This is a genomic window from Arthrobacter sp. GW460-12-1-14-TSB2, assembly GCF_059423525.1.
In genome coordinates this window covers 1-25,688 of record NZ_JBWKYC010000002.1, presented here as the reverse complement: position 1 = coordinate 25,688, position 25,688 = coordinate 1, and the positions used below count along the sequence as shown (strand labels likewise).

The following is a 25,688-nucleotide window of genomic DNA, read 5'->3' as shown; positions in this document are numbered from 1 at the left end:
CTACAGCCCTACGGATGCCAGCAGGTGGCCGACTTCCTGCTTGCCGAGGTTGCGGATGCTCCCCTGGCGCTGGTCTCCCAGGCCGATGGGGCCCACCTTGACACGGACGAGCCGGAGTACCGGGAAGCCGACAGCATCGAAGAGGCGGCGCACGATGCGGTTCTTGCCGGAGTGCAGCACTACCTCGATCAGCACGTGGCCCGGTGTGGAGTCCACCAGCTTGAACGAGTCCACCGAGGCGAAGCCGTCCTCCAGTTCAACACCGGCCTTGAGCTGCGCGCCGATTCCCTGCGGGAACGGACCGCGGACCTGGACCAGGTACGTCTTGGGCACCTCGTAGGACGGGTGCGTCAGACGGTTGGCGAGTTCGCCGTCGTTCGTCAGCAGCAGCAGCCCCTCGGTGGCGACGTCGAGGCGTCCCACGTGGAAGAGGCGTTCGCCGTGCGTGTTGCGGACGAAGTCGCTGATGCACGGACGGCCGTCGGGATCCTCCATGGTGGACACAACGCCCTTGGGCTTGTTGAACACCATGTAGACCATGTTTTCATCCAGCTGGATGCGCAGTCCGTCAACGTGGATCACAGCAGTTTTCGGGTCGACGCGGACGCCGAGCTCGGTGACAACCTTGCCGTCCACTTCAACGCGGCCTTCGGAGATCATTTCCTCGCAGACACGCCGTGAAGCGACGCCGGCGGAGGCCATGACCTTCTGCAGGCGGATGCCGTCGGCGTCGTGCATCTCGGACTGCGGAACATCGCCGCGGGGTCCGCGCTTGCGCGAAGGCTTGCGGACGGCGCCAAGGTTCTGGCCGAACCGTTCGCCGCCGAAAGCGCGCGTACCGAAGGTTTTGGCTGATGCGGACCGCGGCTTGGGCTTGAGGGCGCCGGGCGTGCCGGGCTCCTTGCCGGCGCCGGGCTTGCGGGAACCGGGCTTCCGGGCGGCAGGTTTGCCCTGCTTCCAGTCACCGGCCGCCGGGCGGTCTGCCGGCGCGCCGGCCGGACCCTGCAGGTCCGGATCGATGAAGGCCTCTTCGCGAGGCTTGGGGCGCTTGAAGGGGCGGTCGCCGCCTCCCTTGTAGCCGGCGGCGCCGCCTGCGCGGCTGGCACCGCCCTGTACCGGATTGCGTCCGGATTTGTTTTGTCCGGCACTGTTGCGTGCCGAACTGTTACGTGGTGAACCCTGGCGTCCCGCCTGTGTCATGACCCGTCCTTCGTTATGGTGGCCGGCGATGGTTGTCTCCCGACAACACTAGCCAGCCGGGCGGATTAAGTCCGCCCTGGTGGATACTCGTGCGCAGGCGTAAATGTGCCTACATTCTTCCGGCGTCGTAGAACTCTTCGATGCCTTCAAGCCCCGGAAGATAGGGTGAAAGCTGCGGCAACTCAGCCACCGAGCCGATTCCCATGCGTTCCAGGAAATACGACGTCGTGCGGTAGAGGATGGCTCCGGATTCGGGATCGGTCCCCGAGTCTTCGATCAGTCCCCGCTGCATCAGCGTCCGCACGACAGAGTCAACATTAACTCCTCGAATTGCAGACACCCTGGCCCTTGTTACGGGCTGGCGGTAAGCGATGACGGCGAGCGTTTCCAGCGCCGCCTGCGTCAGCCTGGCTGTCTGTCCTTCCAGCACGAACCCGCCTACGACGTCGGCGAAATCCGCACGGGAATAGATGCGCCAGCCTCCGGCGATATTCCGCAATTCAAAACCCCGGGGTCTGGATTTGTGGCCAACAGTGTTGATAGCAGTGGCAACGTCCGAGTCCGGGGCATTAACAGTATAGCCGTTATACTCACGCTGAAGTTCCGCGAGCAGCTGCTCGACGGCGTCCACCGTCAAGTTGAGTCCTGCGGCCAGCTCGACGGCGGTGGCCGGCTGGTCGATGACCATCAGCACTGCCTCGATGGCGGCGTGTGCGCCGCCGGGGAGTTCGGCGACATCCACTCCCGTGTCTGCCTCCCCCTGGGCGGCCGGATCCGGCGTCGTGTCGCTCAAGGCTCCTCCTCGTATTGCTCGCTGTATTCCTCGGTCAGATTTTCGCTGGTCCAGTCGTCGGGGCCCGCCGTCCAGTGCACCGTCAGGTCCCCCAGGGGAAGGATCTGGTCGAAAGCGACCACCTTGTCGCGGAACATTTCCAAGAGCGCCAGGAAGCGCGCAACCACAACAAGTGTTGATTCGGCGTCGGCAGTGAGGGCCCGGAACGACAACGGCCTTCCCGCCTGAAGCTTGAGTCCAAGGATTTCGGCCTGTTCCTTGACGCTGACGGCGCTGCCGTGCAGGTGCGCCAGGCCGACTTCGCTCGGCGGCGTTTCCTTAGGCACCAGCGCGGCCTCCGCCAGGGCGGCAAACTGCCCGGGCGTGTGCCGCCAGACGAGTTCGGGCAACAGTGCCGCGAACTGTGCTTCCAAGGCAACCTGCCGGGGGAAGCTGCGGGCTTCCAACTCCAGGGTGGTGTTGATCAGTCCGGCCACGTGTTTGAAGGCTTTGTATTGGAGCAGACGGGCGAAGAGCAGGTCCCGCGCTTCGAGCAGTGCGACATCCTCGTCGTCCTCGACCTCGCCGGCCGGCAGGAGCCGGGCGGCTTTGAGGTCCAGGAGCGTGGCGGCAATGACCAGGAATTCGCTAGCCTCGTCAAGCGCCCACTCCTCGCCCAGCTGTTGGAGGTTCCTGATGTATTTGATGAATTCATCAGTCACCGTGGCCAGGGCCACTTCGGTGATGTCCAGCTGATGTTTGCTGATTAGGCCGAGCAGCAGGTCAAAGGGCCCGGTGAAGTTGGCGAGCCGCACTTCGAAGCCGGCTTTTTTCGGTGCCTCCGCTTGCGGGGTGACTGCCAGTGCCACGGCCTTGGCTAGGGCGCGCCGCCGCGCGAAATCAGCTCCTTGGCCAGGCGGCGGTAAGCGTCGGCACCGATGTGGTTGGCGGCGTAGCTGGTGATGGGTTCCGCGGCCACCGTGGCGTCGGCAAACTTGATGGAGCGCTTGATAACGGTCTCGAAGACTTTGTCTCCGAACGCTTCCACAAGCCTGCTGATGACCTCGCGGCTGTGCAGCGTGCGGGCGTCGTACATAGTGGCCAGCACCCCGTCCACCTGCAGCCTGGGGTTCAGCCGGTCCTGGACCTTGTCGATGGTTTCCACCAGCAGGGCCACAGCCCGGAGTGCAAAGAACTCGCAGATCAGCGGAATGATGACACCGTGGGCCGCCGTGAGGGCGTTGACGGTCAGCAGGCCCAGCGAGGGCTGGCAGTCAATCAGGACGACATCGTATTCGTCCTCAACCTTCTTCAGGGCCCGGTCCAGCACCTGTTCGCGTGCAACTTCGTTGACGAGCTGCACTTCCGCAGCGGAGAGGTCGATGTTCGCCGGCAGCAGGTCGACATTCTCGACGCCGGTGTGCTGGATGGCGTCCCGGATGTCCACCTTGCGGTCCATCAGGACGTTGTAGACCGTCAGGTCCAGTTCATGCGGATTGGTTCCGAGGCCCGCGGACAGTGCGCCCTGGGGATCGAAATCGACCAGCAGGACACGGCGGCCGTATTCGGCGAGCGCGGCGGCCAGATTAATGGTGGAGGTCGTCTTGCCGACGCCGCCCTTCTGGTTCACCATCGCGATCACACGCGCGGGGCCGTGGGACGACAGCGGCGCAGGCTCGGGAAATTCGCGGTAGGGGCGCCCGGTAGGACCCATGACGGCGTCTTCCAGATCGAGTTCGGTGCCTTCCAGAGTTGCTGAACCCTGCTCGCTGCTCACGTATCTATCCACACTTTCGATGACGTTGATGTCCTGCCGCTGAAAGTTCAGCGCCTATGGTTCTTCCCACCAAGGTTACAGCGCCGCATCCGTGATTCAACGGAACTTGACACGCGCCCTTGCCTGAGCCTTTACCTTCTGGTAAAGGTCGAAGGTTGATGCCGGCGGCACACAAAACCGCCCGTGCAGGATGATCCTGCACGGGCGGTTCCTTTGTTGCTAGGGGTGTTGGTCCGGGCCGGTGCTTCAGGCTCGGGCGGGAACGGGAGCCGGAGCTTCCTGCTCGGTGTGGTGACCGGCAATCATGGTCTGCTCGTCGAAGGGCTCTTCGCCGGACAGGACACGCTCCACCTGGCCGCCGTCGATCTCCTTGACCCAGGTGCCGATCAGGACCGTGGCAACGGCGTTGCCCGTGAAGTTGGTCAGGGCGCGGGCCTCAGACATAAAGCGGTCGATGCCGACGATCATGCCGACGCCGCCGAGCAGTTCGGGCTTGTGGGCCTGCAGGCCTGCGGCCAGGGTGGCGAGGCCGGCGCCGGTGACGCCGGCAGCGCCCTTGGAAGCGATGATCATGAAGACCAGCAGGGAGACCTGGGCGCCAAGGTCCAGCGGGGTGCCCATGGCGTTGGCCACGAAGAGGGACGCCATGGTCAGGTAGATGGCCGTGCCGTCAAGGTTGAAGGAGTAGCCCGTGGGTACGGTGACGCCGACAACCGGCTTGGAGACACCCAGGTGCTCCATCTTGGCAATGAGGCGCGGCAGGGCTGCTTCGGAAGACGACGTGGAGAAGATCAACAGGTATTCGCGGGCAAGGTACTTCATGAGCCGGAAGATGTTGACGCCGGCCACAACCTGCAGCAGGCCGCCGAGGATGATCACGATGAACAGGGCGCAGGTGATGTAGAAGGCGAGCATCAGGGTGAACATGCTGACGATTGCCTGGAAGCCGGTGGCACCGACGACGGCGGCGATGGCGCCGAAGGCACCCACGGGCGCCAGCCACATGACCATGATGAGGATGCGGAATACCAGTGCCTGGCCGTGGCCGATGGCCTTGAGGATCGGGGCGCCCTGGGGGCCCATCTTCTGCAGGGCGAAGCCCACAAGGATCGCGGCCAGCAGGGTGGGCAGCACCGGAATGTCTCCCGGGATGATTCCCAGCAGGAAGTCAACCGTGCTGTCCGTGGCGGCCTTCTTGGTGGGATCGTACGGCGTCAGCTTCAGGCCCTCACCGGGGTGGATGAGGTTGCCCACCACGAGGCCGATGGCCAGCGCGAAGGTGGACATCACGATGAAGTAGCCCAGCGCCAGGCCGCCGACCTTGCCGACGGTGGCAGCCTTCGCGATGGAGCCGATGCCCAGGACGATGGTGCAGAAGATCACCGGAGCGATCATCATCTTGATCAGCTTGATGAATCCGTCGCCCAGCGGCTTGAGTGATTTGCCGACCTCCGGGAACAGGAGCCCGATCACGGCGCCGAGGATCACGGCGGCGATAACGGCGATGTAGAGGTAGTGCGACTTGTCGAGTCCTTTGCGCTTTGCCTTGACAGGCGCGGCTGACTCTCCTCGTTGAGAAGCCATGATGTGTCTCCTTATGGATAATCTGGAAGACGTTGCGGCACAGTCTCTGGGCTCTACACGTCCGTCCGGTGTGATATCCATCATTGGGCATCGCGTGACCTGGCTCACCGTTGCGTTCATATTGGTCGTGGAAGGTTGGAATGAGGCACAAGTGGAGCATTGCGCGCCGGCTGTTCGTGGCGCATCTGCTGTTCATGCTCGCGCTGACCGCAACAGTCGGCACCGCCACCTTCATCGACGCCCGGGACCACGCATACGACGAAGCCGGACGGCGGATGTCCGGCATTGCCACGGCCATCGCGGACAATCCCCTGGTCCTGCAGGCAGCCGGGTCGGCCGACCCGTCCGCAGTGCTGCAGCCCTACGCCCTGGACGTCATGGACGATGCAGACGCGGATTTCATCACGATCATGGCCCCGGACCGGACCCGCTGGACGCACCCGCGCAGCGAGGAACTCGGCAAACCGTATATCGGATCCATAGATGCCGCCTTGAACGGGCAGGTGTTCACCGAAATCACGGCCGGGACGCTGGGGCCCTCGGTGCGGACGATTGCGCCCGTCAAGGACCAGTCGGGGAACGTCAGGGCCCTCGTGGCCGCAGGCGTGACAGTGCGGACGGTGGATGTTGCCATTTCAGGGCGCCTGCCGGCCCTGCTGGCCATCGCCTTCGCCCTCCTGGTGGGCGGCTCAGTGGCCTCCTGGCTGCTGGGCCGGTACCTGCGCAATGTCACCCGGGGCTGGGGACCCGAGCAGCTCGCCCAACTGTTCGCCTACTACGAGTCCGTGCTGCACTCCGTCCGTGAAGGAGTCATCCTGATCGACCCCAAGGGGCGGGTGGTGATGTACAACGACCAGGCCGCGGAGCTCCTGGGGCTTGCGCCACGGCCTTCCGGGGGCGACCCCGCCGACGCCGTCCTGCTCAGCGATCTCCCCCTGGCACCCAGCTTGAAAGACCTGTTCGAATCCGGCCGGACAATTCAGGATGAGATCCATCTGGCCGGTCCCCGCGTGCTGGTGATCAACCAGGGTCCGGCGGTGGGACCGGCGTCATCGGCCGGCCGGCAGCGCCCGGCGGTCTTCGGGACCGTGGCAACCATCCGCGACCGCACGGAGATCGAGTCCCTGGGCAGCGAACTGGAAACCATGCGCACGCTTTCGGACGCCCTGCGGGCCCAGACCCACGAGCACGCCAACCGCCTGCACACCATCGTGTCGCTGATGGAACTGGGCCGGTCCGACGAGGCCCTGGATTTTGCCACCAAGGACCTGGAGCTCAGCCAGCAGCTCACCGATGAGATGGTGGGTGCCATGGAAGAGCCGGTGCTGAGCGCACTCCTCATGGGCAAGGCCGCCGAGGCGCACGAACGCGGTGTTGAACTGGGCCTGCAGGCGAACAGCTCAGCGGGGACGGCCGGTGTGGCCGTCCAGGACCTGGTGACCATTCTTGGCAACCTGCTGGACAACGCCATAGACGCGGCGGCCGATGCCCCGGCACCGAAGTGGGTCGAGCTGTCAGTGGAGTCGGGAGTCCGGGGCGTTGAGATTACAGTGGAGGACTCCGGCCGCGGAATCGACCCCGATGCCGTGGATGATGTGTTCCGGCACGGTTTCAGCACTAAGGCCCCCGGCAAGTACGGCCGGGGTCTGGGCCTGGCCCTGGTCCGGCAGGCCGTCCACCGGTTGGGCGGCACGATGGCCATTACGAATCCCCGCGGGGCGCATTTCCACATATTCCTCCCTGCAGCGGGCACCACCAAGGAGACATCATGAGCGACATCCGCGTCCTCGTCGTTGAGGACGAGCCGGTAGCCGCGGCAGCGCACGGCGCCTACGTAGGTCGGCTCAACGGCTTTTCGTTGGCAGGCACGGCCCCGGACGGCCAGTCTGCGCTGCGCCTGCTGGCGGAATTCGCCGCGGCAGGCAACCCGATTGAACTCGTCCTGCTGGACATGAACCTTCCGGATCTGCACGGCCTGGACATTGCCCGGCGGATGCGGGCCTCCGGATTGCTCCCGGACATCATCGCGATCACAGCCGTGCGTGAGCTCAACATCGTGCGCAGTGCCGTGTCCATCGGCGTTGTCCAGTACCTCATCAAGCCCTTCACCTACGCCACTTTCGCGGACAAGCTGGCCAGTTACCGGCAGTTTCGCGAGCAGCTCGCCGCCGGCTCGGGCGGGACCAGGTCCGCAGCATCACAGAGCGACGTGGACCAGGCGTTTGCGAGCCTGCGGGCGCCGAGCGAACTGCCGCTGCCCAAGGGCCTGTCGACGTCAACCCTGGACGCGGTGCAGGAGTTCATGAAGCAGCAGGCGGAGGCGGTCTCGGCCACGGAGGTCATGGATGCGCTCGGGATGTCGCGGGTGACTGCCCGGCGCTACCTCGAGTACCTTGCGGACGCCGGTACCGTCTCCCGGACAGCCCGCTACGGCGCACCGGGCAGGCCGGAGAACGAGTACCGCTGGAACCGGAGCTGACTGCTAGTTCCGGGGCGTCACGGGGCGAAGCGTTCCGATCAGCTGGTCGATCACCCCGGCGTCCTCAATGGTGGACGGCACGACGTACTCCTCGCCGTCGGCAATCTGCCGCATGGTCTTGCGGAGGATCTTGCCGGAGCGGGTCTTGGGCAGCGCATCCACCACGGCCACGTGCTTGAAGTCCGCAACGGCCCCGATATCGCGGCGGACCAGCGCGATCAGGTCCTTGACCAGGACGTCCTCCGCCACCTCCACGCCCGATTTCAGCACCACGTAACCGCTGGGACGCTGGCCCTTCAGCGGGTCCGCCAGGCCGATCACGGCGCACTCTGCAACCGCGGGGTGCTGGCCGATGACCTGCTCCATGGCGCCGGTGGACAGCCGGTGGCCGGCAACGTTGATGATGTCGTCGGTGCGGCCCATCACGAACACGTAGCCGTCCCCGTCCCGGTAGCCGGAGTCACCGGTTGCATAATAGCCATCGAACGCCTGGAGGTAGGAGGAGATGTAGCGGTCGTCGTCGCCCCAGAGCGTGGTCAGCGTGCCGGGCGGAAGCGGGAGCCCGAGCACGATGTTGCCTTCGGTCCCGGGTTCGACGTCCTCCCCCAGGCCGTCCACTATGTTGAGTTTGAAGCCCGGCATCGGGACGCTCGGCGATCCTGCCTTGATCGGGAGTTCTTCCAGTCCCCGCGGGTTCGCGCAAATGGCCCAGCCCGTCTCGGTCTGCCACCAGTGGTCCACCACCGGGACGTTCAGGGACTTCGAGGCCCAGTGGAAGGTATCGGTGTCGAGCCGCTCCCCGGCGGCGAAAAGCGTCCGCAGGCTGGAGATGTCGTAGTCCCGCAGCAGCTTCGCGTCAGGGTCCGCCTTCCGGATGGCGCGCAGGGCGGTGGGTGCGGTGAACAGGACATTGACCTTGTGGTCCCGGATCACCCGCCAAAACGCACCCGCGTCAGGAGTCCCCACGGGTTTGCCCTCGTAGAGGACGGTAGTGGCGCCGGCCAGCAGCGGACCGTAGACAATGTACGAGTGCCCCACCACCCAGCCGACGTCCGAAGCGGTCCACATGACGTCCCCCGGGCTGATGTCATAGATGCTTTCCAGTGTCCAGCTGAGTGCCACCGCGTGGCCGCCGTTGTCCCGCACCACTCCCTTGGGTGTGCCGGTGGTTCCCGAGGTGTAGAGGATGTAGAGCGGGTCGGTGGCTTTGACGTCCACCGGAGCTGCCGGTTCGGCGGCGGCCATCTCCGTTTCCCAGTCCAGCCAGCCATGGTCCGAGGCTGAGGAGGCGAAGCCATCCCGTGCCGTGACGATCACCGGCAGCGTCGGAGTTCCGGCCAGGCGGAGGGCCTCCTCGACCGCAGGGAGGTATTCGATCCGGCGCGAGGGCTCAATGCCGCCGGATGCCGTGACCACCACTGCCGGAGCGGCGTCCCGGATGCGGGCTGCCAGTTCCTTGGGCGCAAAGCCGCCGAAGACCACCGAATGGACAGCGCCCAGCCGCGCGGTCGCCAGCATGGCGATGGCGGCTTCGGGGATCATCGGCATGTAGATCACAACCCTGTCCCCCTTGCCTACCCCGCGGCCCCGGAGGACGCCGGCAAAACGTGCCACAAGCTCCGTGAGTTCGGCATAGCTGAAACGCCGCTGGATCCCGAGCATCGCGGAATCGTAAATGAGCGCATCCTGGCCGCCCCGTCCGGCCTCCACATGGCGATCGAGGGCGTTGTAGGACGTGTTGAGCACGCCGTCCGGAAACCAGCTGTAGAGCGGTGCCCGGCTGGAATCCAGGGCACGGCGCGGCGGCACCGACCAGGAAATCTTCCCGGCGGCATCCAGCCAGAAGTCTTCGGGGTTCTCCAGGCTCTGTGCGTAGCTGTCCTGATACCTCTTGGTAACCATGAAATGCATCCCGTCCACGACATTGTGATGCGAGCCATGCTAGTCCGGCCAGCGAAGCGCGCACAAGGGTCTATGTATACAAACTTGAAGTAGTTTCGAAGATCAAGGGCAATTGCTGGGCAAAAACGCTGCCTATGTATACACTGAAGAGCGTCAACCAACGAAGGAGGCAAGGATGCGCGCCAGCGATAGGGCCTATGCGGCACTGCGCGACGACATCATCGAATGGCGCCTCCTGCCAGGGACGGTATTGGCGGAGGTTGAGCAGTCAGAGCGGCTCGGCATCTCACGCACCCCCCTCCGGGAGGCCCTGAGCCGGCTCACCGCGGAGGGACTGACGACGACGGCGGGCAGCCGCGGCGTCGTCGTCACCGATATTTCGCTCGAGGACATCGACGAGCTGTTCGAACTGCGCGAAACCCTCGAAGGCAAGGCGGCTGCGCTGGCCGCCGAGCGCGGGGATCCCGCAACCTTCGAGCAGCTCCGGACTGAGCTGCTCCAGGCCCCGGAGCTGATCAACGGCGGCGGGCCAGGCCTCCACGCGTACTACGAGCTCGCGGGCCGGCTCGACGCGGCCATCGACGCCGCGATTTCCAACTCCTACCTTGCCCAGGCCATGCGCAGCCTGCGCGTGCACCTGGTCCGGGTCCGCCGCCTGGCCGCGGACGACGCCCAGCGGCTCACCGCTGCCGCCGCCGAGCACGCCGCCATTGCCGAGGCGATCGCCGCCGGCAACCCCCGGCTTGCCGAGGCTGCCACCACCGTGCATCTGCACCGAAGCCTGTCCCACGTCAAAGTCACGCATACACCTCACTAGAAGGAGCACCATGGTCAAGGAACACCACGTCCGCGTTTACAAGAGCGAGGAAAACCTGCCCCGCGAGGACCAGCTCGCCTACAAGATCGCCAAAGTTGCCACCGATCCCGTCGCCGTCACCGACGACGTCACCGACATGGTCATCAACCGCGTGATCGACAACGCCTCGGTGGCCATCGCCTCCTTGAACCGCGCCCCCATCGTTGCGGCCCGCGCCCAGGCCCTGAGCCACGGACCCACCACCGGCGGCAAGGGATCCAAGGTCTTCGGCATCGACGAGCGGGTGTCCCCCGAATGGGCCGCCTGGGCCAACGGCGTCGCGGTCCGTGAACTCGACTACCACGACACCTTCCTGGCCGCGGACTACTCCCATCCGGGCGACAACATCCCGCCGATCCTTGCCGTCGCCCAGCACGTCGGCTCCAGCGGACAGGACCTGATCCGCGGCATCGCCACCGGCTACGAGATCCAGGTGAACCTGGTCAAGGCCATCTGCCTGCATAAGCACAAGATCGACCACGTGGCCCACCTCGGCCCGTCCGCCGCCGCCGGCATCGGCACCCTGCTCGGCCTCGACGTCGAAACCATCTTCCAGTCCGTCGGCCAGGCACTGCACACCACCACCGCCACCCGCCAGTCGCGTAAGGGCGAGATTTCCACCTGGAAGGCGCACGCGCCCGCGTTCGCCGGGAAGATGGCCGTCGAGGCTGCGGACCGCTCCATGCGGGGCCAGACGTCGCCGGTCCCGATCTATGAGGGCGAAGACGGCGTCATCGCCTGGATGCTGGACGGCCCTGATGCCTCCTACATGGTGCCGTTGCCGACGCCCGGCGAGGCCAAGCGCGCCATCCTGGACACCTACACCAAGGAACACTCCGCCGAGTACCAGGCCCAGGCCTGGATCGACCTTGCCCGGAAACTGAACAAGGAGCACCCGGAAACCACCGACCCGGCCAACGTGAAGTCGGTGCTGATCAAGACCAGCCACCACACCCATTACGTGATCGGCTCGGGCGCCAACGACCCGCAGAAGTACAGCCCCACGGCCAGCCGTGAAACCCTGGACCACTCCATCCCGTACATCTTCACAGTCGCTTTGCAGGATGGCGCGTGGCACCACGTGGACTCCTACGCCCCGGAGCGGGCGGCGCGCCCGGACACCGTGGAGCTGTGGCACAAGGTCACCACGGTGGAGGACCCGGAATGGACCCGCCGCTACCATTCCCTCGACATCGCGGAGAAGGCCTTCGGCGGATCGGTGGAGATAACCCTGAACGACGGCACGGTCATCAACGACGAAATCGCTGTGGCCGACGCCCACCCGCTCGGAGCGCGGCCGTTCGCCCGGGAGCAGTACGTGAACAAGTTCCGGACCCTCGCTGCCGGTGTGGTCGCCGAAGAGGAGATCGAACGCTTCCTTGCCGCCGCGTCCCGGCTCCCGGAACTGGCCGCCGGAGAGCTGGACCAGCTCAACATCAAGGCAGCCGACGGCGTGATCGACCTCGCCGCCGCTCCGAAGGGACTCTTCTGATGCTGTACTCGAAGGTCACGCCGGAGCAGAAACGGATCCGGTTCCGCGAGCTCCTGGCGTCCGGGACCATCCAGCAGTTCCCGGGCGCGTTCAATCCGCTCTCGGCGCGGCTGATCGAGGAGAAGGGCTTCGCCGGCGTCTACATTTCCGGCGCCGTGCTGGCGAACGACCTTGGCCTGCCGGACATCGGCCTGACCACGCTCACCGAAGTGGCGACGCGGGCCGGACAGATCGCCCGGATGACCGACCTGCCCAGCATCGTGGACGCGGACACCGGCTTCGGCGAACCCATGAACGTGGCCCGCAGCGTCCAGGAAATCGAAAATGCCGGGCTGGCGGGGCTGCACATCGAGGACCAGTTCAACCCCAAGAGGTGCGGCCACCTGGACGGCAAGAACGTGGTGGACCTGGACACCGCCACCAAACGCATCCGCGCCGCCGCCGACGCCCGCCGGGATCCCAACTTCCTGATCATGGCCCGGACGGACATCCGTGCCACCGACGGTCTGGAAGCGGCACAGGAGCGGGCCAAGGCCCTCGTCGAGGCCGGGGCGGACGCCATCTTCCCGGAAGCCATGAAGGACCTCAGCGAGTTCCAGGCCATCCGCGACGCCGTGGACGTGCCCATCCTCGCCAACATGACCGAGTTCGGCCAGAGCGAGCTGTTCACCGTGCAGCAGCTGCAGGAGGTCGGGGTGAACATGGTCATCTACCCGGTCACCCTGCTCCGTAGTGCCATGGGGGCAGCTGAGCGTACTCTGGAATCGATCAAGTCCGACGGCACCCAGGAGGCACAGGTAGAGAGCATGCTGACCCGTGCGCGGCTGTATGACCTGGTGGACTACGAGGCCTACAACCGCTTTGACACCGGGGTCTTCAACTTCAGGATTCCCGGCACCAACTGACCCCCTATTCATCCGGACTTCCGGCTCCGGCCGGCACACAGCATAAGGAACGAAGGAGTTTCAGCATGGCTGAAAACGAGATCAAAAAGGGCCTCGCCGGCGTCGTGGTGGACTACACCGCGGTGTCCAAGGTCAACCCCGACACCAACTCGCTGCTGTACCGCGGCTACCCGGTCCAGGAACTTGCCGCCAAGTGCAGCTTCGAGGAAGTGGCCTACCTGCTCTGGAACGGTGAACTGCCCACGCCGGAGCAGCTGGCCGAGTTCACGGCCAAGGAAAAGGCCGGCCGCGCACTGGATCCGGTGGTCAAGCAGGTGATCGACGCGCTGCCCATCACGTCCCACCCGATGGACGTCTGCCGGACGGCAGCATCAGTCATGGGCGCACGGCACCCGCTCGCCGAGGATTCCTCCCGGGAAGCCAATCTGGCCAAGGCTATGGATCTGTTCGCCGCGATGCCTGCCGTGGTGGCTTACGATCAGCGCCGCCGCCATGGCCTGGAGCTGGTGGAGCCCCGTGACGACCTGGGATACGACGCCAACTTCCTCTGGATGACGTTCGGCGAGGAGGCTGTCCCCGAAGTGGTCGATGCGTTCAATGTCTCCATGATTTTGTACGCCGAGCACTCCTTCAACGCGTCCACCTTCACGGCCCGCGTGATCACGTCCACCCTGTCGGACCTGCATTCGGCAGTGACCGGCGCCATCGGCGCCCTCAAGGGAACACTCCATGGTGGTGCCAACGAAGCCGTGATGCACACCTTCGACGAAATCGGCATCAGGCCGGAGGAATCCCTGGAAGAAGCCGCCGCCCGGGCCAAGGCCTGGATGGAGGACGCCCTGGCCCAGAAGAAGAAGGTCATGGGCTTCGGCCACCGTGTCTACAAGCACGGCGACTCGCGCGTCCCCACCATGAAGGCCGCGCTGGACAAGATGATTGCCCACTACGGCAGGCCGGAGCTCCTGGGTCTCTATAACGGGCTGGAGACCGCAATGGACGAGGCCAAGGGAATCAAGCCGAACCTCGACTACCCCACCGGCCCCACCTACCACCTCATGGGCTTCGACACTGATACGTTCACTCCCCTGTTCGTTGCCAGCCGCATCACCGGCTGGACCGCGCACATCATGGAGCAGCTGGATTCGAACTCGCTGATCCGTCCGTTGAGCGAGTACAACGGCGTGGAAGAGCGGCACCTTTCGTAGGCCCTCAGGTCCTCATGCCCGGGTTTGGGAGCGCACGACGGCGGCCGGTCACCTTTCACAGGTGACCGGCCGCCGTCGTGGGTCCTGCTTACAAATTCCGCAGGACGCTCACTGACGACGCCACGGTTTCATTGTCGGCGTTGAGGGTGACCACTATGTCCACCGTCCCGCCTCCCAGCACCGGCGGCAGCCAGTGGTCCGCGTCCTGCCACATGCGGTCCACCGGCAACGACAGCGCATCAAACCATTCGGGCTCGATCTCCGGACTTTCCGCCGGTTCGCCGTGCCACCGGCGGGTGGTAAACAAGGTGGTGTGCATGTTCCATTCCGGGCGGTGGGGGAAGACAAACTCCACGACGCCGGCAGGGCGCAGGTCCCGCTCGAGCACTACTACGCCGGACTCTTCCTGCACTTCCCGGCATGCCGCCTCGGCGTGGCTCTCCCCCGGTTCCACATGACCGCCCAGCCCCACGATCTTGCCAATGCCAAAGCCGGTCTTTTTGAGGCCGAGGAGGACATCCGTTCCCCCGTCGGGCCGGTCCCGGAGCAGGAAGCAGAGTGTTACGGGGGTCGACGTCATGGACCCAGACTAGCTGTGTTGACTTGAGAGTTCAGCCCAGCGCCCGCGGGTGGGCGGCGGCGTAGATCTCCCGCAAGGTATCGGCCGTAACCAGCGTGTAGACCTGCGTGGTGGTGACCGAGGCGTGGCCCAGGAGTTCCTGGACCACCCGGACGTCCGCGCCACCTTCCAGGAGGTGGGTGGCAAAGGAATGGCGCAGGGTGTGCGGCGAGACGTCCTTGGTGATGTTGGCTTTGTCCGCCGCTGCCTTGAGGATGGTCCAGGCGCTCTGCCTGCTGATCCGGCCGCCGCGGGCGTTCAGGAAAAGCGCCGGCGTGCCCTTGCCTTTCGCGGCAAGCAAAGGCCGCCCCCGCACCAGGTACGCGTCAAGGGCGCGTGCACCGTACGACCCCAAAGGCACCAGACGTTCCTTGGACCCCTTGCCGAACAGCCGGACAATCGCCGGGCCGTCCAGCTCCGGTTGCAGCGAGATGTCGTCCACATCCAGGCCCACCGCCTCGCTGATGCGGGCGCCGGTGGAGTAAAGGAATTCCAGCAGGGCCCGGTCCCTCAGGCCTGTAGCCGTGTCCGTGCCGGCCGCTTCCAGGATCCTGGTGACCTCATCGACGCTGATCGCCTTGGGCAGGCGCTTGCCCGGCATTGGCGGGTGGACGTCGCTGGCGGGATCCGCCGTCGTGATTCCCTCCAGGGCCCAGAACTTATGGAGCCCGCGGACCGCCACGACCGTCCGCGCCGCAGACCTGACACCGAGGGCCGTCCCGCCGTCGGAACCGTCGGACAATGCCTGCACGAAGCCGGTGACGTGCCGGCGGGTGACCTCGCCTGGGCGGTCCGGACCGCACGCCGCGAGGTAGTTGGCGTAACGGGACAGGTCGCGGCGGTAGGCGGACAGCGTGTTCGCTGCCAGCCCCCGCTCCACGCCCATGTGCTGGAGGTAGTCGCCCACTGCCCGGTCTATGGCGTTGCGCGGCCGAACAGCCGTTTCCGCGCCGGACGCCGATTGTGCCTGTTTAGCACCGGCACGTTCCGGCGCGGGAGTGACGGTGCTGCCCATCAACGCTGGCTGGGATGGGCGGGCCAGGGTGCGTTCCCCGGACGCAGATGCTCGAAGCCTTCTGCGCGGGCCGCCGCTGCGGCAAGAATTCCGACGACGGCGGACGGGTTGTGCAGCCGGCCCTCCAGGACTGCCGCCACTGCGTCCTCCAGCGGCGTCCAGTGCAGTTCGATCTCCGCTTCCTCATCGGTGCGGACATGGAGCTCATGATCGGGCACATCGCTGAGGTCCCGGGCAAGGTAGATGCGGATCGCCTCGCTGGATGATCCGGGCGAGTTGAAGAAGTCTGCCAGCACATTCCAGGTCCCGGCTACCAGGTCCGCTTCCTCGGCAAGCTCCCGCGCGGCGCCTACGACGAAGTCCTCACCCTCAATGTCCAGCAGGCCGGCCGGGATTTCCCACAGGTCCATGCCCACGGGATGCCGGTACTGCTTCATCAGCAGCACCTCACCGGCCTCGTTCATAGGCAGGACTGCCACCGCGCCCGGATGGTCGATGTAATCGCGGACCAGTTCGTCGCCGTTTTCGCTGAGCTGGAAGCTGTCGCTGACAACGTCCCAGATGCGGCCTTCGTACACCTTCCGTGACGACAAAAGACGGCGCGGGCTCGGCGCATCCGAAACCTGCCGTGCAGCATTGGGGGTTTCAGGCATACCGGGCATCGCGCCGTCCTTTGATTTAGTTGGTGACTACTTGGCCGAGACCTTGCGGGCGGAGCCGCCGGCCTCAGCCGGTGCTTCCGCACCGGTTACTTCCGCACTCTTCGTTTCCGCGCCGTTAGCGGCGGGAAGCAGGTCCCCGCCCTTCTGGTGATCCAGCGCAGCCTTGACCAGGCCAGCGAACAAAGGATGCGGCCGGGTGGGGCGTGAGCTGAGCTCGGGGTGCGCCTGCGTGGCCACGTAGTACGGGTGGACGTCGCGGGGAAGCTCCACGTACTCCACCAGCTTGCCGTCCGGGGACGTGCCGGAGAACACGAGCCCCTTCGACGCAATCTGGTCGCGGTACTTGTTGTTGACCTCGTAGCGGTGGCGGTGCCGTTCGCTGACCTTGGTGGTGCCGTAGGTCTCGGCGATAACGGAGCCTTCGTCCAGCCTGGCTTCGTAGAGGCCAAGGCGCATGGTGCCGCCAAGGTCGCCCTTGCCGTCGACGATGTCCAGCTGCTCTTCCATGGTGGCGATAACCGGGTACTTGGAGTCCGGCTCGAATTCGCTGGACGATGCGCCCTCGAGGCCCACCACGTTCCGGGCGTACTCGATGACCATGCACTGGAGACCCAGGCACAGGCCCAGGACCGGCAGCTTGGTTTCGCGGGCGTACTTCAGGGCGCCCAGTTTGCCTTCGAGGCCGCGGATGCCGAAGCCCCCGGGCACGCAGATGGCGTCCACGCCGTCCAAGGAGTTGACGGCGCCTTCGTGCGTTTCGCATTCGTCCGAGGGGACCCAGCGGATCTTCACCTTGGTGTCGTTGGCGAAACCGCCGGCGCGCAGGGCCTCAGTGACGGAGAGGTAGGCGTCCGGCAGGTCGATGTACTTGCCCACCAGGGCGATTTCCACCTCGTGCTTGGGATTGTGGACCGCTTCGAGCAGCTTGTCCCAGCTGGTCCAGTCAACATCCTTGAACGGCAGGTCCAGTGCACGGACGATGTAGGAGTCCAGGCCCTGGGAGTGCAGGGTCTTGGGAATGTCGTAGATGCTCGGGGCGTCCGGGCAGCCGATCACGGCATCGATGTCGACGTCGCACATGCGGCCGATCTTATCGCGCATGGCCTGCGGGACTTCGCGATCCGAACGGATCACGATCGCCTCGGGCTGGATGCCGATGGAGCGCAGCGCGGCAACGGAGTGCTGCGTCGGCTTGGTCTTCAGTTCCTGGGACGGTCCGATGTACGGGACCAGGGACACGTGCAGGAAGAAGACATTGCCGCGGCCGATGTCCTGGCGGACCTGGCGGGCGGACTCGAGGAAGGGCTGCGACTCGATGTCGCCTACGGTTCCGCCGATCTCCGTGATGATGACGTCCGGAGCGTTCTTACCTTCGGCAGGAAGCCGCATCCGGCGCTTGATCTCATCGGTGATGTGCGGGATGACCTGGACGGTGTCGCCGAGGTACTCGCCGCGGCGTTCCTTGGCGATAACCGTGGAGTAGACCTGGCCGGTCGTGACGTTGGCGGACCCCTCAAGGTTTTCATCGAGGAAGCGCTCGTAGTGGCCGACGTCCAGGTCAGTCTCGGCGCCGTCGTCAGTCACGAAGACTTCGCCGTGCTGGAAGGGGTTCATCGTGCCCGGATCCACATTCAGGTAGGGATCGAGCTTCTGCATTGTTACAGACAAACCGCGTGCCCGCAGCAGGTGGCCGAGGCTCGAAGCCGTCAGTCCCTTGCCTAGCGAGGACGCCACACCGCCGGTGACGAAGATGTGTTTGGTCGTCTTGGACGAGCCCGGGAACCGGGAATTTACACGGGAATTTGATCGCTGCACCACGGAATTCGAGCCTATCATCAATTGAGCCTTCCACGGGTCGAAAATCGGATTCCCCAAATGCTTCAGTCTCCCCCGCTGTCCCCTCCTGATCAAGCCTGGTCAGGTGACGGCGGCTTCCGGGTGCCGGACCGGTCCGGCGGATGTGACCAGTCTCGCAGTATTCTCAGACCCGCTGCGGCAGCAGCTTGGCGTCGTCCAGAAGCTCCTGGGCGTGGGCCTGGGCCGTCTCGGAATCCTCCTGGCCGGCAAGCATCCGGGCCAACTCCTTGACCCTTTCGGGGCCATCGAGCAGCCGCACGTCGCTCGAGGTGAACCCGGTGGCGGTGCCGCCGTCGGCCCCTCTGACCGATGTTTTGGTGACGGTGATGTGCTGGTCCGCGAACGCGGCGACCTGGGGCAGGTGCGTGACCACCAGGACCTGCACATGCTGTGCCAGCATGGCCAGCCGGCGGCCGATCTCGACGGCGGCCCGCCCGCCCACGCCGGCATCCACTTCGTCGAACACAAAAGTGGGCACCGGATCCACGGCAGCCAGCACCACCTCAATGGCCAGCATCACGCGGGAAAGCTCGCCTCCGGAGGCGCCCTTGCCCAGCGGCCGCGCCGGCGCACCGGAGTGGGGCTGGAGCAGGAACGAGATCTCGTCCGCGCCGTACGGCATCAGCTGGGCGGCGGGCTCGATGGTGATCACCAGGGTCGCGTCGGCCATGGCCAGGGCCTTCAGTTCGGCGCTGACCCGTGCCGACAGGTCCTTGGCTGCCTTGCCGCGGATCTTGCTGATGGCCGCAGCCTCTTTTTTCAGCTCAGCCTCGGTCCGGGCGACCTCCGCGTCCAGCGCCTCGATCCGGGTGGAGTCGTCCTGCAGTTCGTCGAAGCGGACACGCGCGTTCTCCGCCCAGACCAGGACCTCGTCGATGCTGGGGGCATACTTGCGGACCAGCTTGGCCAGGGCGGCCCGCCGGTCCTCGATTTCCGCGAGCCGCTCCGGCCCCTCTGAATCCAGCCCGGCCTGGTAGCTCGCCAGTTCCGTGGCAATGTCGTTCAGCAGGAAACCGACCTCCGCCAGGCGCGCGGCTGCCGCTCCGAGTTCGGCGTCGTGCTCGGCCACGTGTTCCAGGGTCCGTTTCGCCGCGTCCACCAGGGTGGTGGCGTCGCCCTCGTCGCCGTAGTCCTCCGCGATGAGCGCCTGGTGCGCGGTATTAGCCGCAATCCTGAGTTCTTCCACGTTGGCCAGTTTCACGGCCTCAGCCTTGAGAGACTCGTCCTCCCCCGGCTGCGGATCCACGTCATCGATCTCTGCCAGGGCTATCTGCAGCGATTCCGCTTCGCGGAGCCTGTCCCGTGCGGCACCGCGCAGTGTGTCCAGCTCCGTCTGGCTGGCCTTCCAGTGGCTGTACAGCGACTGGTATGTCCCCAGCGGGCCCGCCAGGGCGTCGCCGGCAAATTTGTCCAGGGCACCGCGCTGGGCAACTGCCCCCTTTAGCCTGATCTGGTCCGACTGGCCATGGACCACCACCAGGCTTTCACCGATCTCCGCGAGGACCCCCACGGGGGCGGCGCGCCCGCCAAGGTACGCACGGCTGCGTCCGTCCGCCCCCAGGCGACGGGCAAGGATCAGTTCGGCGCCGCCGTCGAACTCTTCAACGTCGGCGCCGGCTTCCCGTGCGCGGTGCACGGCGGCATGGCCGGCGTCCAGCTTCAGGACGGCCTCCGCCGAGGCGCTCTTCGCGCCGCTGCGGACCGCGCCCGCATCCGAGCGGGCACCCAGGAGGAGCCCGACGGCGGTGACCACCATGGTCTTGCCGGCGCCGGTCTCGCCGGTCACCACGCTGAGGCCAGGGCCAAGCGGGAGGGTTGCGTCGGTGATGACGCCGAGGTCGCGGATTCTCAGTTCTTCAAGCATGATTCACTTCGCAGTCGTCGGATCAGTCTCGGACGTCCCGGTGTGCCGGGGACCCGCGGGCGGCGCCATGGGCCTGGGGGTACGGATGATGGGCACGGGCCCGGTGTGGATGGACTCGGACTGGGGCATGGGCCCGCGCCAGCCGTGAATGGGAAGCTGGAACTTCCGGACCAGCCTCGCCGAGAACGGTGTCTGGTGCGTCCGCGCGAGCCGCACCGGCGTGGCCGAGCGGGTTACTTCCACGCGTGCGCCCGGCGGCAGGTCCACGGAACGGCGGCCGTCACACCAGAGCACACCCTGGGCATCGGTCCGGTTCAGGACCTCCACAGCCAGCCTGGACCGGGGTGAGACCACCAGCGGCTTGGCGAAGAGCGCGTGGGCGCTGATGGGAACGATCACCAGGGCTTCCACTTCGGGCCACACCACCGGACCGCCGGCGGAGAAGGCATAGGCCGTTGAGCCGGTGGGCGTTGCCATCACCACGCCGTCACAGCCGAACGAAGTCAGAGGACGCTCATCCACCTCCGTGACCACCTCAAGCATCCGTTCCCGGTTGCCCTTCTCGATCGCGGCCTCGTTCAGCGCCCACGTGTGCCAGATCTTCTGTCCGCGGACCCAGACCTGGACGTCGATGGTCATCCGCTCTTCCACCGTGTAGTCGCGGCTGGCGATCCATTCCACGGTCTGGGCAAGGTCGGCCCGCTCGCTCTCGGCGAGGAAGCCCACATGGCCCAGGTTGACGCCGAGCAGCGGCACGTCCACTTCCCGGACCAGCTCGGCGGCACGGAGGATGGTGCCGTCACCGCCCAGGACCATGACAAGCTCGACGTCGGCGAGCTGGATGTGGTCGTGGAGGATCTCGACGGGATCATCGAGCCGGCCGAAAAAACCTTCCATGTCTTCGAGTTCGGATTTTTGCATCACGGGAACAATGCCTGAGGCGTGCAGCTGGATGCACGCCTCCCAGGCAGCCTTCAGTGATTCCTCGCGGCCGGTGTGGGCAAGGACCAGTACACGCCTGCTCATCGGGTTCCGCTTTCTAGTGGTTCGGCCAGATTGTTCCGAGCAACGCAGCAAGGGCTGCGTCCCGCTCTTCGATCTTAGGCAAGTCTGAGGTGATCCTGCGCTTTATCCACAGGAAGTATTCGACGTTTCCGTCCTGGCCGGGCAGCGGGCTTGCCGCAAGGCCTCGCAGCTCGAGCCCGGCGTCCAGCGCTGCATTGGCGACTTTTTCCACCGCCATCCGGCGTTCACGCTCGGAATTCACTACGCCCGTGCGGCCCAGCCGGTCCTTGCCGATCTCGAACTGCGGCTTGACCATCAGGACCAGGTCGCCGCCGGGATGCGTGCATGCCGCCAGCGGCACCAGGACGAGCGTCAGCGAGATGAACGACAGGTCAGCGACTGTCAGCGCCGCAGGACCGCCGATAGCGTCAGGCGTCATGTAGCGCACGTTGAGGCCTTCGTGCACGGACACGCGGGGGTCGTTCCTGAGCTGGGCAACCAGCTGGCCGTGTCCGACGTCGACCGCCACCACGTGGTCCGCGCCGCGCCTCAGCAGGACCTCAGTGAAGCCGCCGGTGGAGGCTCCGGCGTCCAGGCAGCGCTTTCCTTCCGCTGTGACGTCCGGGAATGCGTCCAGGGCCCCGGCCAGTTTGTGGCCGGCACGGCTGACATACGTGTCCTGCCCGTCATCGGCAACGTCCAGGGGCGTGAGGTCGTCCACCTGGACGGAGGCTTTGGCGAGAACACTGCCACCTGAGCTGACTTTGCCTTCGGCAATCAGGCGCGCGGCATGGGTACGGGACCTCGCCAGCCCGCGGGCGACGAGCATTTGATCAAGCCTTGCCATCCTCAGGCGTCACCCTCAGCCGAAGGGTCGTCGTCGTTCAGCGCATCCAGCAGTGCGTCGTGGAGTGCGGAGTAGGCCTCGGCATGCCCGGCAACAGGCAGGCCCTGAATGTCGGCCAGGCGGTCAAGGACCTCGTCGACCGCAGAGTCTCCGACCGGGCTCACGCCACTGCCGGCGTCCGGAATGTTGTTCAGCTCGGTCATGTTCCCAGTCTAGTGAGTCGTCTTAGTGCGTCAGCCATTCGATGGCCGGTGCCAGCGGAGCGTCTTCCTGCGGATTTGCCGTCCACCACGCCGAGCAGGCCGCACGCCACGAGTCCAGGTCACCGGGAAGCCCGCTGATGTGGACTGATTCTCCCCGCACCACGGCGGAGGCTGCACCGCAACGGAACGTGCCGCCGTCGTGCTCTTCCACAACGGGGTACGGGCGGTACAGATCGCTGAGGTCATTGATGAGGTAGTCCGGCCGCTCGGCCGTGCGGGCGGCGAGGATCGATTCCCGGGTATCGACGCCGGTGAGCACCGCCACCGTGGCGAAGCCGGCGTTGTTTCCGCCGAGGATGTCGGTGTCCAGCCGGTCGCCGACGACGAGCGGACGGTCGGAGGTGAGCCGCTTGGCGGCGGTGCGGAACAGGGGCGCCTCGGGCTTTCCGGCCACCAGGGGCCGCTGTCCGGTGGCCGCCGCAACGGCAGCCACCAGGGTTCCGTTGCCGGGAGCGATGCCCCGGGCCTGCGGGATGGACATGTCCGTGTTGGTGGCAACCCAGAGGGCGCCGCCGGCGATAACGTATGAGGCCTCAGCGAGGTCCTTCCAGCCGATCTCGGGATTGAATCCCTGGACCACGGCTACCGGATTGTCCTTTGCACTGTGGACCGGGGTCAGTCCCACGAGCTCCACCTCATGCGCCAGTGCCGGGCTCCCTGTCACCAGGACACGCGCGCCCGCCGGCAGGAGTCCGGCCAGCAGCTCGCCGGCCGCCTGCGAGGAACTGACCACCTGCTCGTCTTCGGCGGGAGCGCCAAGCTCGCGCAAGTGGGCTGCCACCTGCGCGGGTGTCCGGGATGCGTTGTTGGTGACGTAGCCAAGTCCGACGTCGATTCCTGCCAGTTGCCGCAGGGCCTCGACGGCGCCCGGGATGGCGTGGGGACCGGCGTAGACGACACCGTCAAGGTCCGACAGAAGGGCGTCGAACCTGGAGATCAATGATGCACCGCTCATGCGCAGTTATTCCCTTTCGCGGTCCGAGTTTGCGGTATCGGCATCCCCGGCAAGGTAGGCGTCCTCGGAGGTGCCATGCTCGGAGGTGCCGTCTTCGCTGGTACCGTCTTCGAGTTCGTCCGCCTCGACGGAGTCCTGGTCGGACTCGGTGTCGTCGGATTCGAAGTAATCGCCTTCGGCGTCATCGGAGCCTTCGTCCAAGGCAGCTGCGTCTGATGCGGCAGCGTCCGAGGCAGCAGCCTCGACGACGGCCGACTGGCTCTCGTCGCGGACGCCGGGCGCTGCGGCCGGAGCGCTGTCAGCCTGCTGCTGGGCAAGCAGGCGGCGCCGAGCTTCCTCTTCCCGGGCTTCTTCTTCCTCGTCCCAGCCGAGGTCGATGATGTCAGGTTCCTCATCCTCGCCAAGGCCGAGGGCGTTCTCGGCGACAACGGCCTGGCGCTGCCACTTTGCGGATTCCTCCGTGCGGCCCACTGCCGCGAGAGCATCAGCGTAAGCACGGAACAGCCGGGGGCTGTAGGAGAAGGCGCGGTTGATATCCAACTGGGCGATTTCCAGTTCGGCAACGGCCGCATCCAGCTGGCCGAGGTCGGTGCGGGCGCCGGCAGCCACGATGGCCAGTTCAACCTTGCCGGGCGCGTCGAGGTCGTTGGCTTCCTCCGAGCGCGCCACGTCAAGGGCGCGGTCCGGACGTCCCAGGCCGCGTTCGCAGTCGGCCATCACGGGCAGGTGCACGTTGGATCCACTGATCCGGCGGTAGGTGCGGAACTCACGCAGTGCTTCGCCGTAGTGGCCTGCAGCGTAGGCGGTCAGGCCAACTGCCTCGCGCACTGCGGACAGGCGTCCACCGCGGCGGCTGGCAGCCAGAGCATGCTGGAAGGCAAGTTCCGGTTCTTCGTCAATGAGGCGGCCCGCCATCACCAGGTGGCGTGCGACCCACTCAGCGCTCTTGGGTTCGAGGGTCTTGATCTCGTGCTTCGTGGCGCGGTCCAGCTCCTGGCCCGTGACATCTTCATCGATCTGGGGAGAACGCTCACGGTCCGGGCGGTTGGCGCTGCGCAGGTCGCGGGCGTTGGGTACGCGTGCGGGACGGTCCTCGGGGCGGTCGCGTCCGAAGTCTCGGGGGCCCGATTCGCCGCGGTCAAAGCTTCTGGAAGCACGTTCCTGGCGGTCGCCGAATGGCTTGCGGTTGTCGCCACCACCAAAGCTGCGACGTTCGCCCTCACCCTCACGGCGCGGACGGTCACCGAAGGGCTTCCGGTCACGATCGCCGCCACCAAAGCTGCGACGCTCCCCGCCGCCTTCACGGGACGGACGGTCACCGAAGGGCTTACGATCACGATCGCCACCGCCAAACGGCTTCCGGTCACGATCGCCACCGGCGCCAAACGGCTTACGATCACGATCGCCACCACCGGCGCCAAAGCTGCGGCGCTCCCCGCCGCCTTCACGGGACGGACGGTCACCAAACGGCTTACGATCACGATCGCCACCACCGGCGCCGAACGGCTTCCGGTCACGATCGCCACCACCGGCGCCAAAGCTGCGGCGCTCTCCCCCACTTTCGCGGGACGGACGGTCACCAAACGGCTTACGATCGCGATCGCCACCGGCGCCAAACGGCTTCCGGTCACGGTCGCCACCAGCGGCGCCAAAGCTGCGGCGCTCCCCGCCGCCTTCACGGGACGGACGGTCACCGAAGGGCTTACGGTCACGATCGCCACCACCGGCGCCAAAGCTGCGACGCTCTCCCCCACTTTCGCGGGACGGACGCTCACCGCGGTCATCCCTGGCGCGGAATCCGCGGGGATCGCCGCCTGAGTTGTTCGATGGGCGGAAGGGGCCACCGCCGGAGGGCCGGCCGCCTCCAGAACTGCCGCGGTCTTTTCCGCTTCGATTTCCGCCGTTGTGCTCAGCCATGTTGGATTCCTCCTGTTATGAGCCGACCACTGGCGCAATCGCAGCCGCTCTTATCCGTGTTTCGTTATCCTACGCAACCCGAAATAAAGCGCTTCGAAGTCCGTACATCTCATGCAATTCTAGGCGAGTCACCGCTCACGAACTAACTGCCGCAGCCCCATGAGCCGCTCCCGTGGCAAGCCTCACAAGGACGTCGAACCCAACTCAGCGTTTGGGCACGGCCGGGCTTCCAGTCCGCTTCGTTCCGGGGCAATCCCTGAGCAGCGGACGTTCCTCCCCTACGGACGCTCTCTCACTTCCTGCGGGTTTTTCCCCGTCGCTCTCGCACTTTGGGGAAGGTTCGACGGCGGTGGCTGGCGTGGGTGCCTGGCCGGTTTTGCCGGGTGGTGGGAGAGGGTCCGGCGAAAGGCGCCAGGATCTGAGAGTGCGTTGCCCGGGGGTGGTTCCGGGTGGTGCCGGGTCGGGGGTGTGGTGTTAGGGGTGGTTTAAATGCGGGAGAGCCCCAACCGTGT

Annotated in this window: 23 protein-coding genes; 7 read left to right on the top strand and 16 right to left on the bottom strand. The window is 66.0% G+C overall.

Annotated elements, in window-relative coordinates:
- The 5 genes from AC07YR_RS03260 to AC07YR_RS03240 all read right to left on the bottom strand — a co-directional run bounded on the left by AC07YR_RS03260 (nucleotide 1) and on the right by AC07YR_RS03240 (nucleotide 5,333).
- Nucleotides 1–1,200, bottom strand: coding sequence for a pseudouridine synthase (locus tag AC07YR_RS03260; RefSeq protein WP_055800197.1), 1,200 nt, complete (start codon nucleotides 1,198–1,200; stop codon nucleotides 1–3).
- 109 nt (nucleotides 1,201–1,309) lie between these two features.
- Entirely contained in the window at nucleotides 1,310–1,993 is a 684-nt protein-coding gene (gene scpB / locus AC07YR_RS03255) for an SMC-Scp complex subunit ScpB (protein ID WP_494733038.1), read from the bottom strand.
- A complete protein-coding gene (locus tag AC07YR_RS03250; protein ID WP_055800205.1) occupies nucleotides 1,990–2,841 on the bottom strand; it encodes a segregation and condensation protein A in 852 nt (283 codons plus the stop codon). Before AC07YR_RS03250 ends, scpB begins: the two co-directional genes overlap by 4 nt.
- 8 nt (nucleotides 2,842–2,849) lie before the next feature.
- Nucleotides 2,850–3,749 carry a ParA family protein gene (locus AC07YR_RS03245; RefSeq protein WP_043480364.1) on the bottom strand — a complete coding sequence of 300 codons (900 nt, stop codon included), beginning with the start codon at nucleotides 3,747–3,749 and terminating at the stop codon, nucleotides 2,850–2,852.
- Nucleotides 3,750–3,995: 246 nt separating this feature from the next.
- Nucleotides 3,996–5,333: a cation:dicarboxylate symporter family transporter gene (locus AC07YR_RS03240; protein WP_055800208.1), complete on the bottom strand. Its 1,338-nt coding sequence runs from the start codon at nucleotides 5,331–5,333 to the stop codon at nucleotides 3,996–3,998.
- A 140-nt stretch (nucleotides 5,334–5,473) separates the two neighbouring features.
- Between AC07YR_RS03240 and AC07YR_RS03235 the strand changes: the two genes are divergently transcribed.
- Together AC07YR_RS03235 and AC07YR_RS03230 are read left to right on the top strand one after the other, a co-directional pair.
- A complete protein-coding gene (locus tag AC07YR_RS03235; RefSeq protein ID WP_494733037.1) occupies nucleotides 5,474–7,105 on the top strand; it encodes a sensor histidine kinase in 1,632 nt (543 codons plus the stop codon).
- Nucleotides 7,102–7,812, top strand: a complete 711-nt coding sequence (locus AC07YR_RS03230; protein WP_055800212.1) for a response regulator — start codon at nucleotides 7,102–7,104, stop codon at nucleotides 7,810–7,812. The genes AC07YR_RS03235 and AC07YR_RS03230 overlap by 4 nt, the downstream gene beginning before the upstream one ends.
- Before the next feature lie 3 nt (nucleotides 7,813–7,815).
- Here AC07YR_RS03230 and AC07YR_RS03225 read toward each other — a convergent pair whose 3' ends face one another.
- Nucleotides 7,816–9,714, bottom strand: coding sequence for an AMP-binding protein (locus AC07YR_RS03225; RefSeq protein ID WP_494733036.1), 1,899 nt, complete (start codon nucleotides 9,712–9,714; stop codon nucleotides 7,816–7,818).
- A 175-nt stretch (nucleotides 9,715–9,889) separates the two neighbouring features.
- On the opposite strand from AC07YR_RS03225, the gene AC07YR_RS03220 reads away from it, so the two are divergent.
- The 4 genes from AC07YR_RS03220 to AC07YR_RS03205 all read left to right on the top strand — a co-directional run bounded on the left by AC07YR_RS03220 (nucleotide 9,890) and on the right by AC07YR_RS03205 (nucleotide 14,172).
- A complete protein-coding gene (locus tag AC07YR_RS03220; protein ID WP_055800214.1) occupies nucleotides 9,890–10,531 on the top strand; it encodes a GntR family transcriptional regulator in 642 nt (213 codons plus the stop codon).
- A gap of 10 nt (nucleotides 10,532–10,541) precedes the next feature.
- Nucleotides 10,542–12,062, top strand: coding sequence for an MmgE/PrpD family protein (locus AC07YR_RS03215; RefSeq protein WP_494733035.1), 1,521 nt, complete (start codon nucleotides 10,542–10,544; stop codon nucleotides 12,060–12,062).
- On the top strand, nucleotides 12,062–12,967 hold the full coding sequence (gene prpB, locus AC07YR_RS03210; protein ID WP_436057247.1) for a methylisocitrate lyase: 906 nt from the start codon (nucleotides 12,062–12,064) through the stop codon (nucleotides 12,965–12,967). Before AC07YR_RS03215 ends, prpB begins: the two co-directional genes overlap by 1 nt.
- 65 nt (nucleotides 12,968–13,032) lie before the next feature.
- Entirely contained in the window at nucleotides 13,033–14,172 is a 1,140-nt protein-coding gene (locus AC07YR_RS03205) for a bifunctional 2-methylcitrate synthase/citrate synthase (RefSeq protein ID WP_494733034.1), read from the top strand.
- Nucleotides 14,173–14,260: 88 nt separating this feature from the next.
- Here the strand turns inward: AC07YR_RS03205 and AC07YR_RS03200 are convergent, their stop codons facing one another.
- From AC07YR_RS03200 to AC07YR_RS03155, 10 genes are all read right to left on the bottom strand, one after another.
- Nucleotides 14,261–14,752, bottom strand: a complete 492-nt coding sequence (locus AC07YR_RS03200) for an 8-oxo-dGTP diphosphatase (RefSeq protein ID WP_055800227.1) — start codon at nucleotides 14,750–14,752, stop codon at nucleotides 14,261–14,263.
- A 31-nt stretch (nucleotides 14,753–14,783) separates the two neighbouring features.
- Nucleotides 14,784–15,806, bottom strand: coding sequence for a site-specific tyrosine recombinase XerD (gene xerD, locus AC07YR_RS03195; RefSeq protein WP_494733033.1), 1,023 nt, complete (start codon nucleotides 15,804–15,806; stop codon nucleotides 14,784–14,786).
- Nucleotides 15,806–16,468, bottom strand: coding sequence for an NUDIX domain-containing protein (locus tag AC07YR_RS03190; protein WP_055800232.1), 663 nt, complete (start codon nucleotides 16,466–16,468; stop codon nucleotides 15,806–15,808). Before AC07YR_RS03190 ends, xerD begins: the two co-directional genes overlap by 1 nt.
- Nucleotides 16,469–16,495: 27 nt before the next feature.
- Complete coding sequence (gene pyrG / locus AC07YR_RS03185) at nucleotides 16,496–18,304, bottom strand: CTP synthase (RefSeq protein WP_494733032.1); 1,809 nt, start codon at nucleotides 18,302–18,304, stop codon at nucleotides 16,496–16,498.
- Between the two features lie 145 nt (nucleotides 18,305–18,449).
- Nucleotides 18,450–20,189 (bottom strand): DNA repair protein RecN, encoded by a 1,740-nt coding sequence (recN, locus tag AC07YR_RS03180; protein ID WP_494733031.1) that lies wholly within the window; start codon nucleotides 20,187–20,189, stop codon nucleotides 18,450–18,452.
- 3 nt (nucleotides 20,190–20,192) lie between these two features.
- Nucleotides 20,193–21,215, bottom strand: a complete 1,023-nt coding sequence (locus AC07YR_RS03175; protein WP_055800244.1) for an NAD kinase — start codon at nucleotides 21,213–21,215, stop codon at nucleotides 20,193–20,195.
- Between the two features lie 13 nt (nucleotides 21,216–21,228).
- Nucleotides 21,229–22,041: a TlyA family RNA methyltransferase gene (locus tag AC07YR_RS03170; RefSeq protein ID WP_436057245.1), complete on the bottom strand. Its 813-nt coding sequence runs from the start codon at nucleotides 22,039–22,041 to the stop codon at nucleotides 21,229–21,231.
- 2 nt (nucleotides 22,042–22,043) lie between these two features.
- On the bottom strand, nucleotides 22,044–22,244 hold the full coding sequence (locus AC07YR_RS03165) for a hypothetical protein (RefSeq protein ID WP_055800251.1): 201 nt from the start codon (nucleotides 22,242–22,244) through the stop codon (nucleotides 22,044–22,046).
- Nucleotides 22,245–22,266: 22 nt separating this feature from the next.
- Nucleotides 22,267–23,259, bottom strand: coding sequence for an HAD-IIA family hydrolase (locus tag AC07YR_RS03160; RefSeq protein WP_494733030.1), 993 nt, complete (start codon nucleotides 23,257–23,259; stop codon nucleotides 22,267–22,269).
- A gap of 6 nt (nucleotides 23,260–23,265) precedes the next feature.
- The gene (locus tag AC07YR_RS03155; RefSeq protein WP_494733029.1) at nucleotides 23,266–24,087 is read right to left on the bottom strand and encodes a hypothetical protein; all 822 of its coding nucleotides are present in this window, start codon (nucleotides 24,085–24,087) and stop codon (nucleotides 23,266–23,268) included.
- Between the two features lie 39 nt (nucleotides 24,088–24,126).
- Between AC07YR_RS03155 and AC07YR_RS03150 the strand changes: the two genes are divergently transcribed.
- The gene (locus tag AC07YR_RS03150) at nucleotides 24,127–25,077 is read left to right on the top strand and encodes a hypothetical protein (RefSeq protein WP_494733028.1); all 951 of its coding nucleotides are present in this window, start codon (nucleotides 24,127–24,129) and stop codon (nucleotides 25,075–25,077) included.
- Nucleotides 25,078–25,688: the final 611 nt, after the last annotated feature.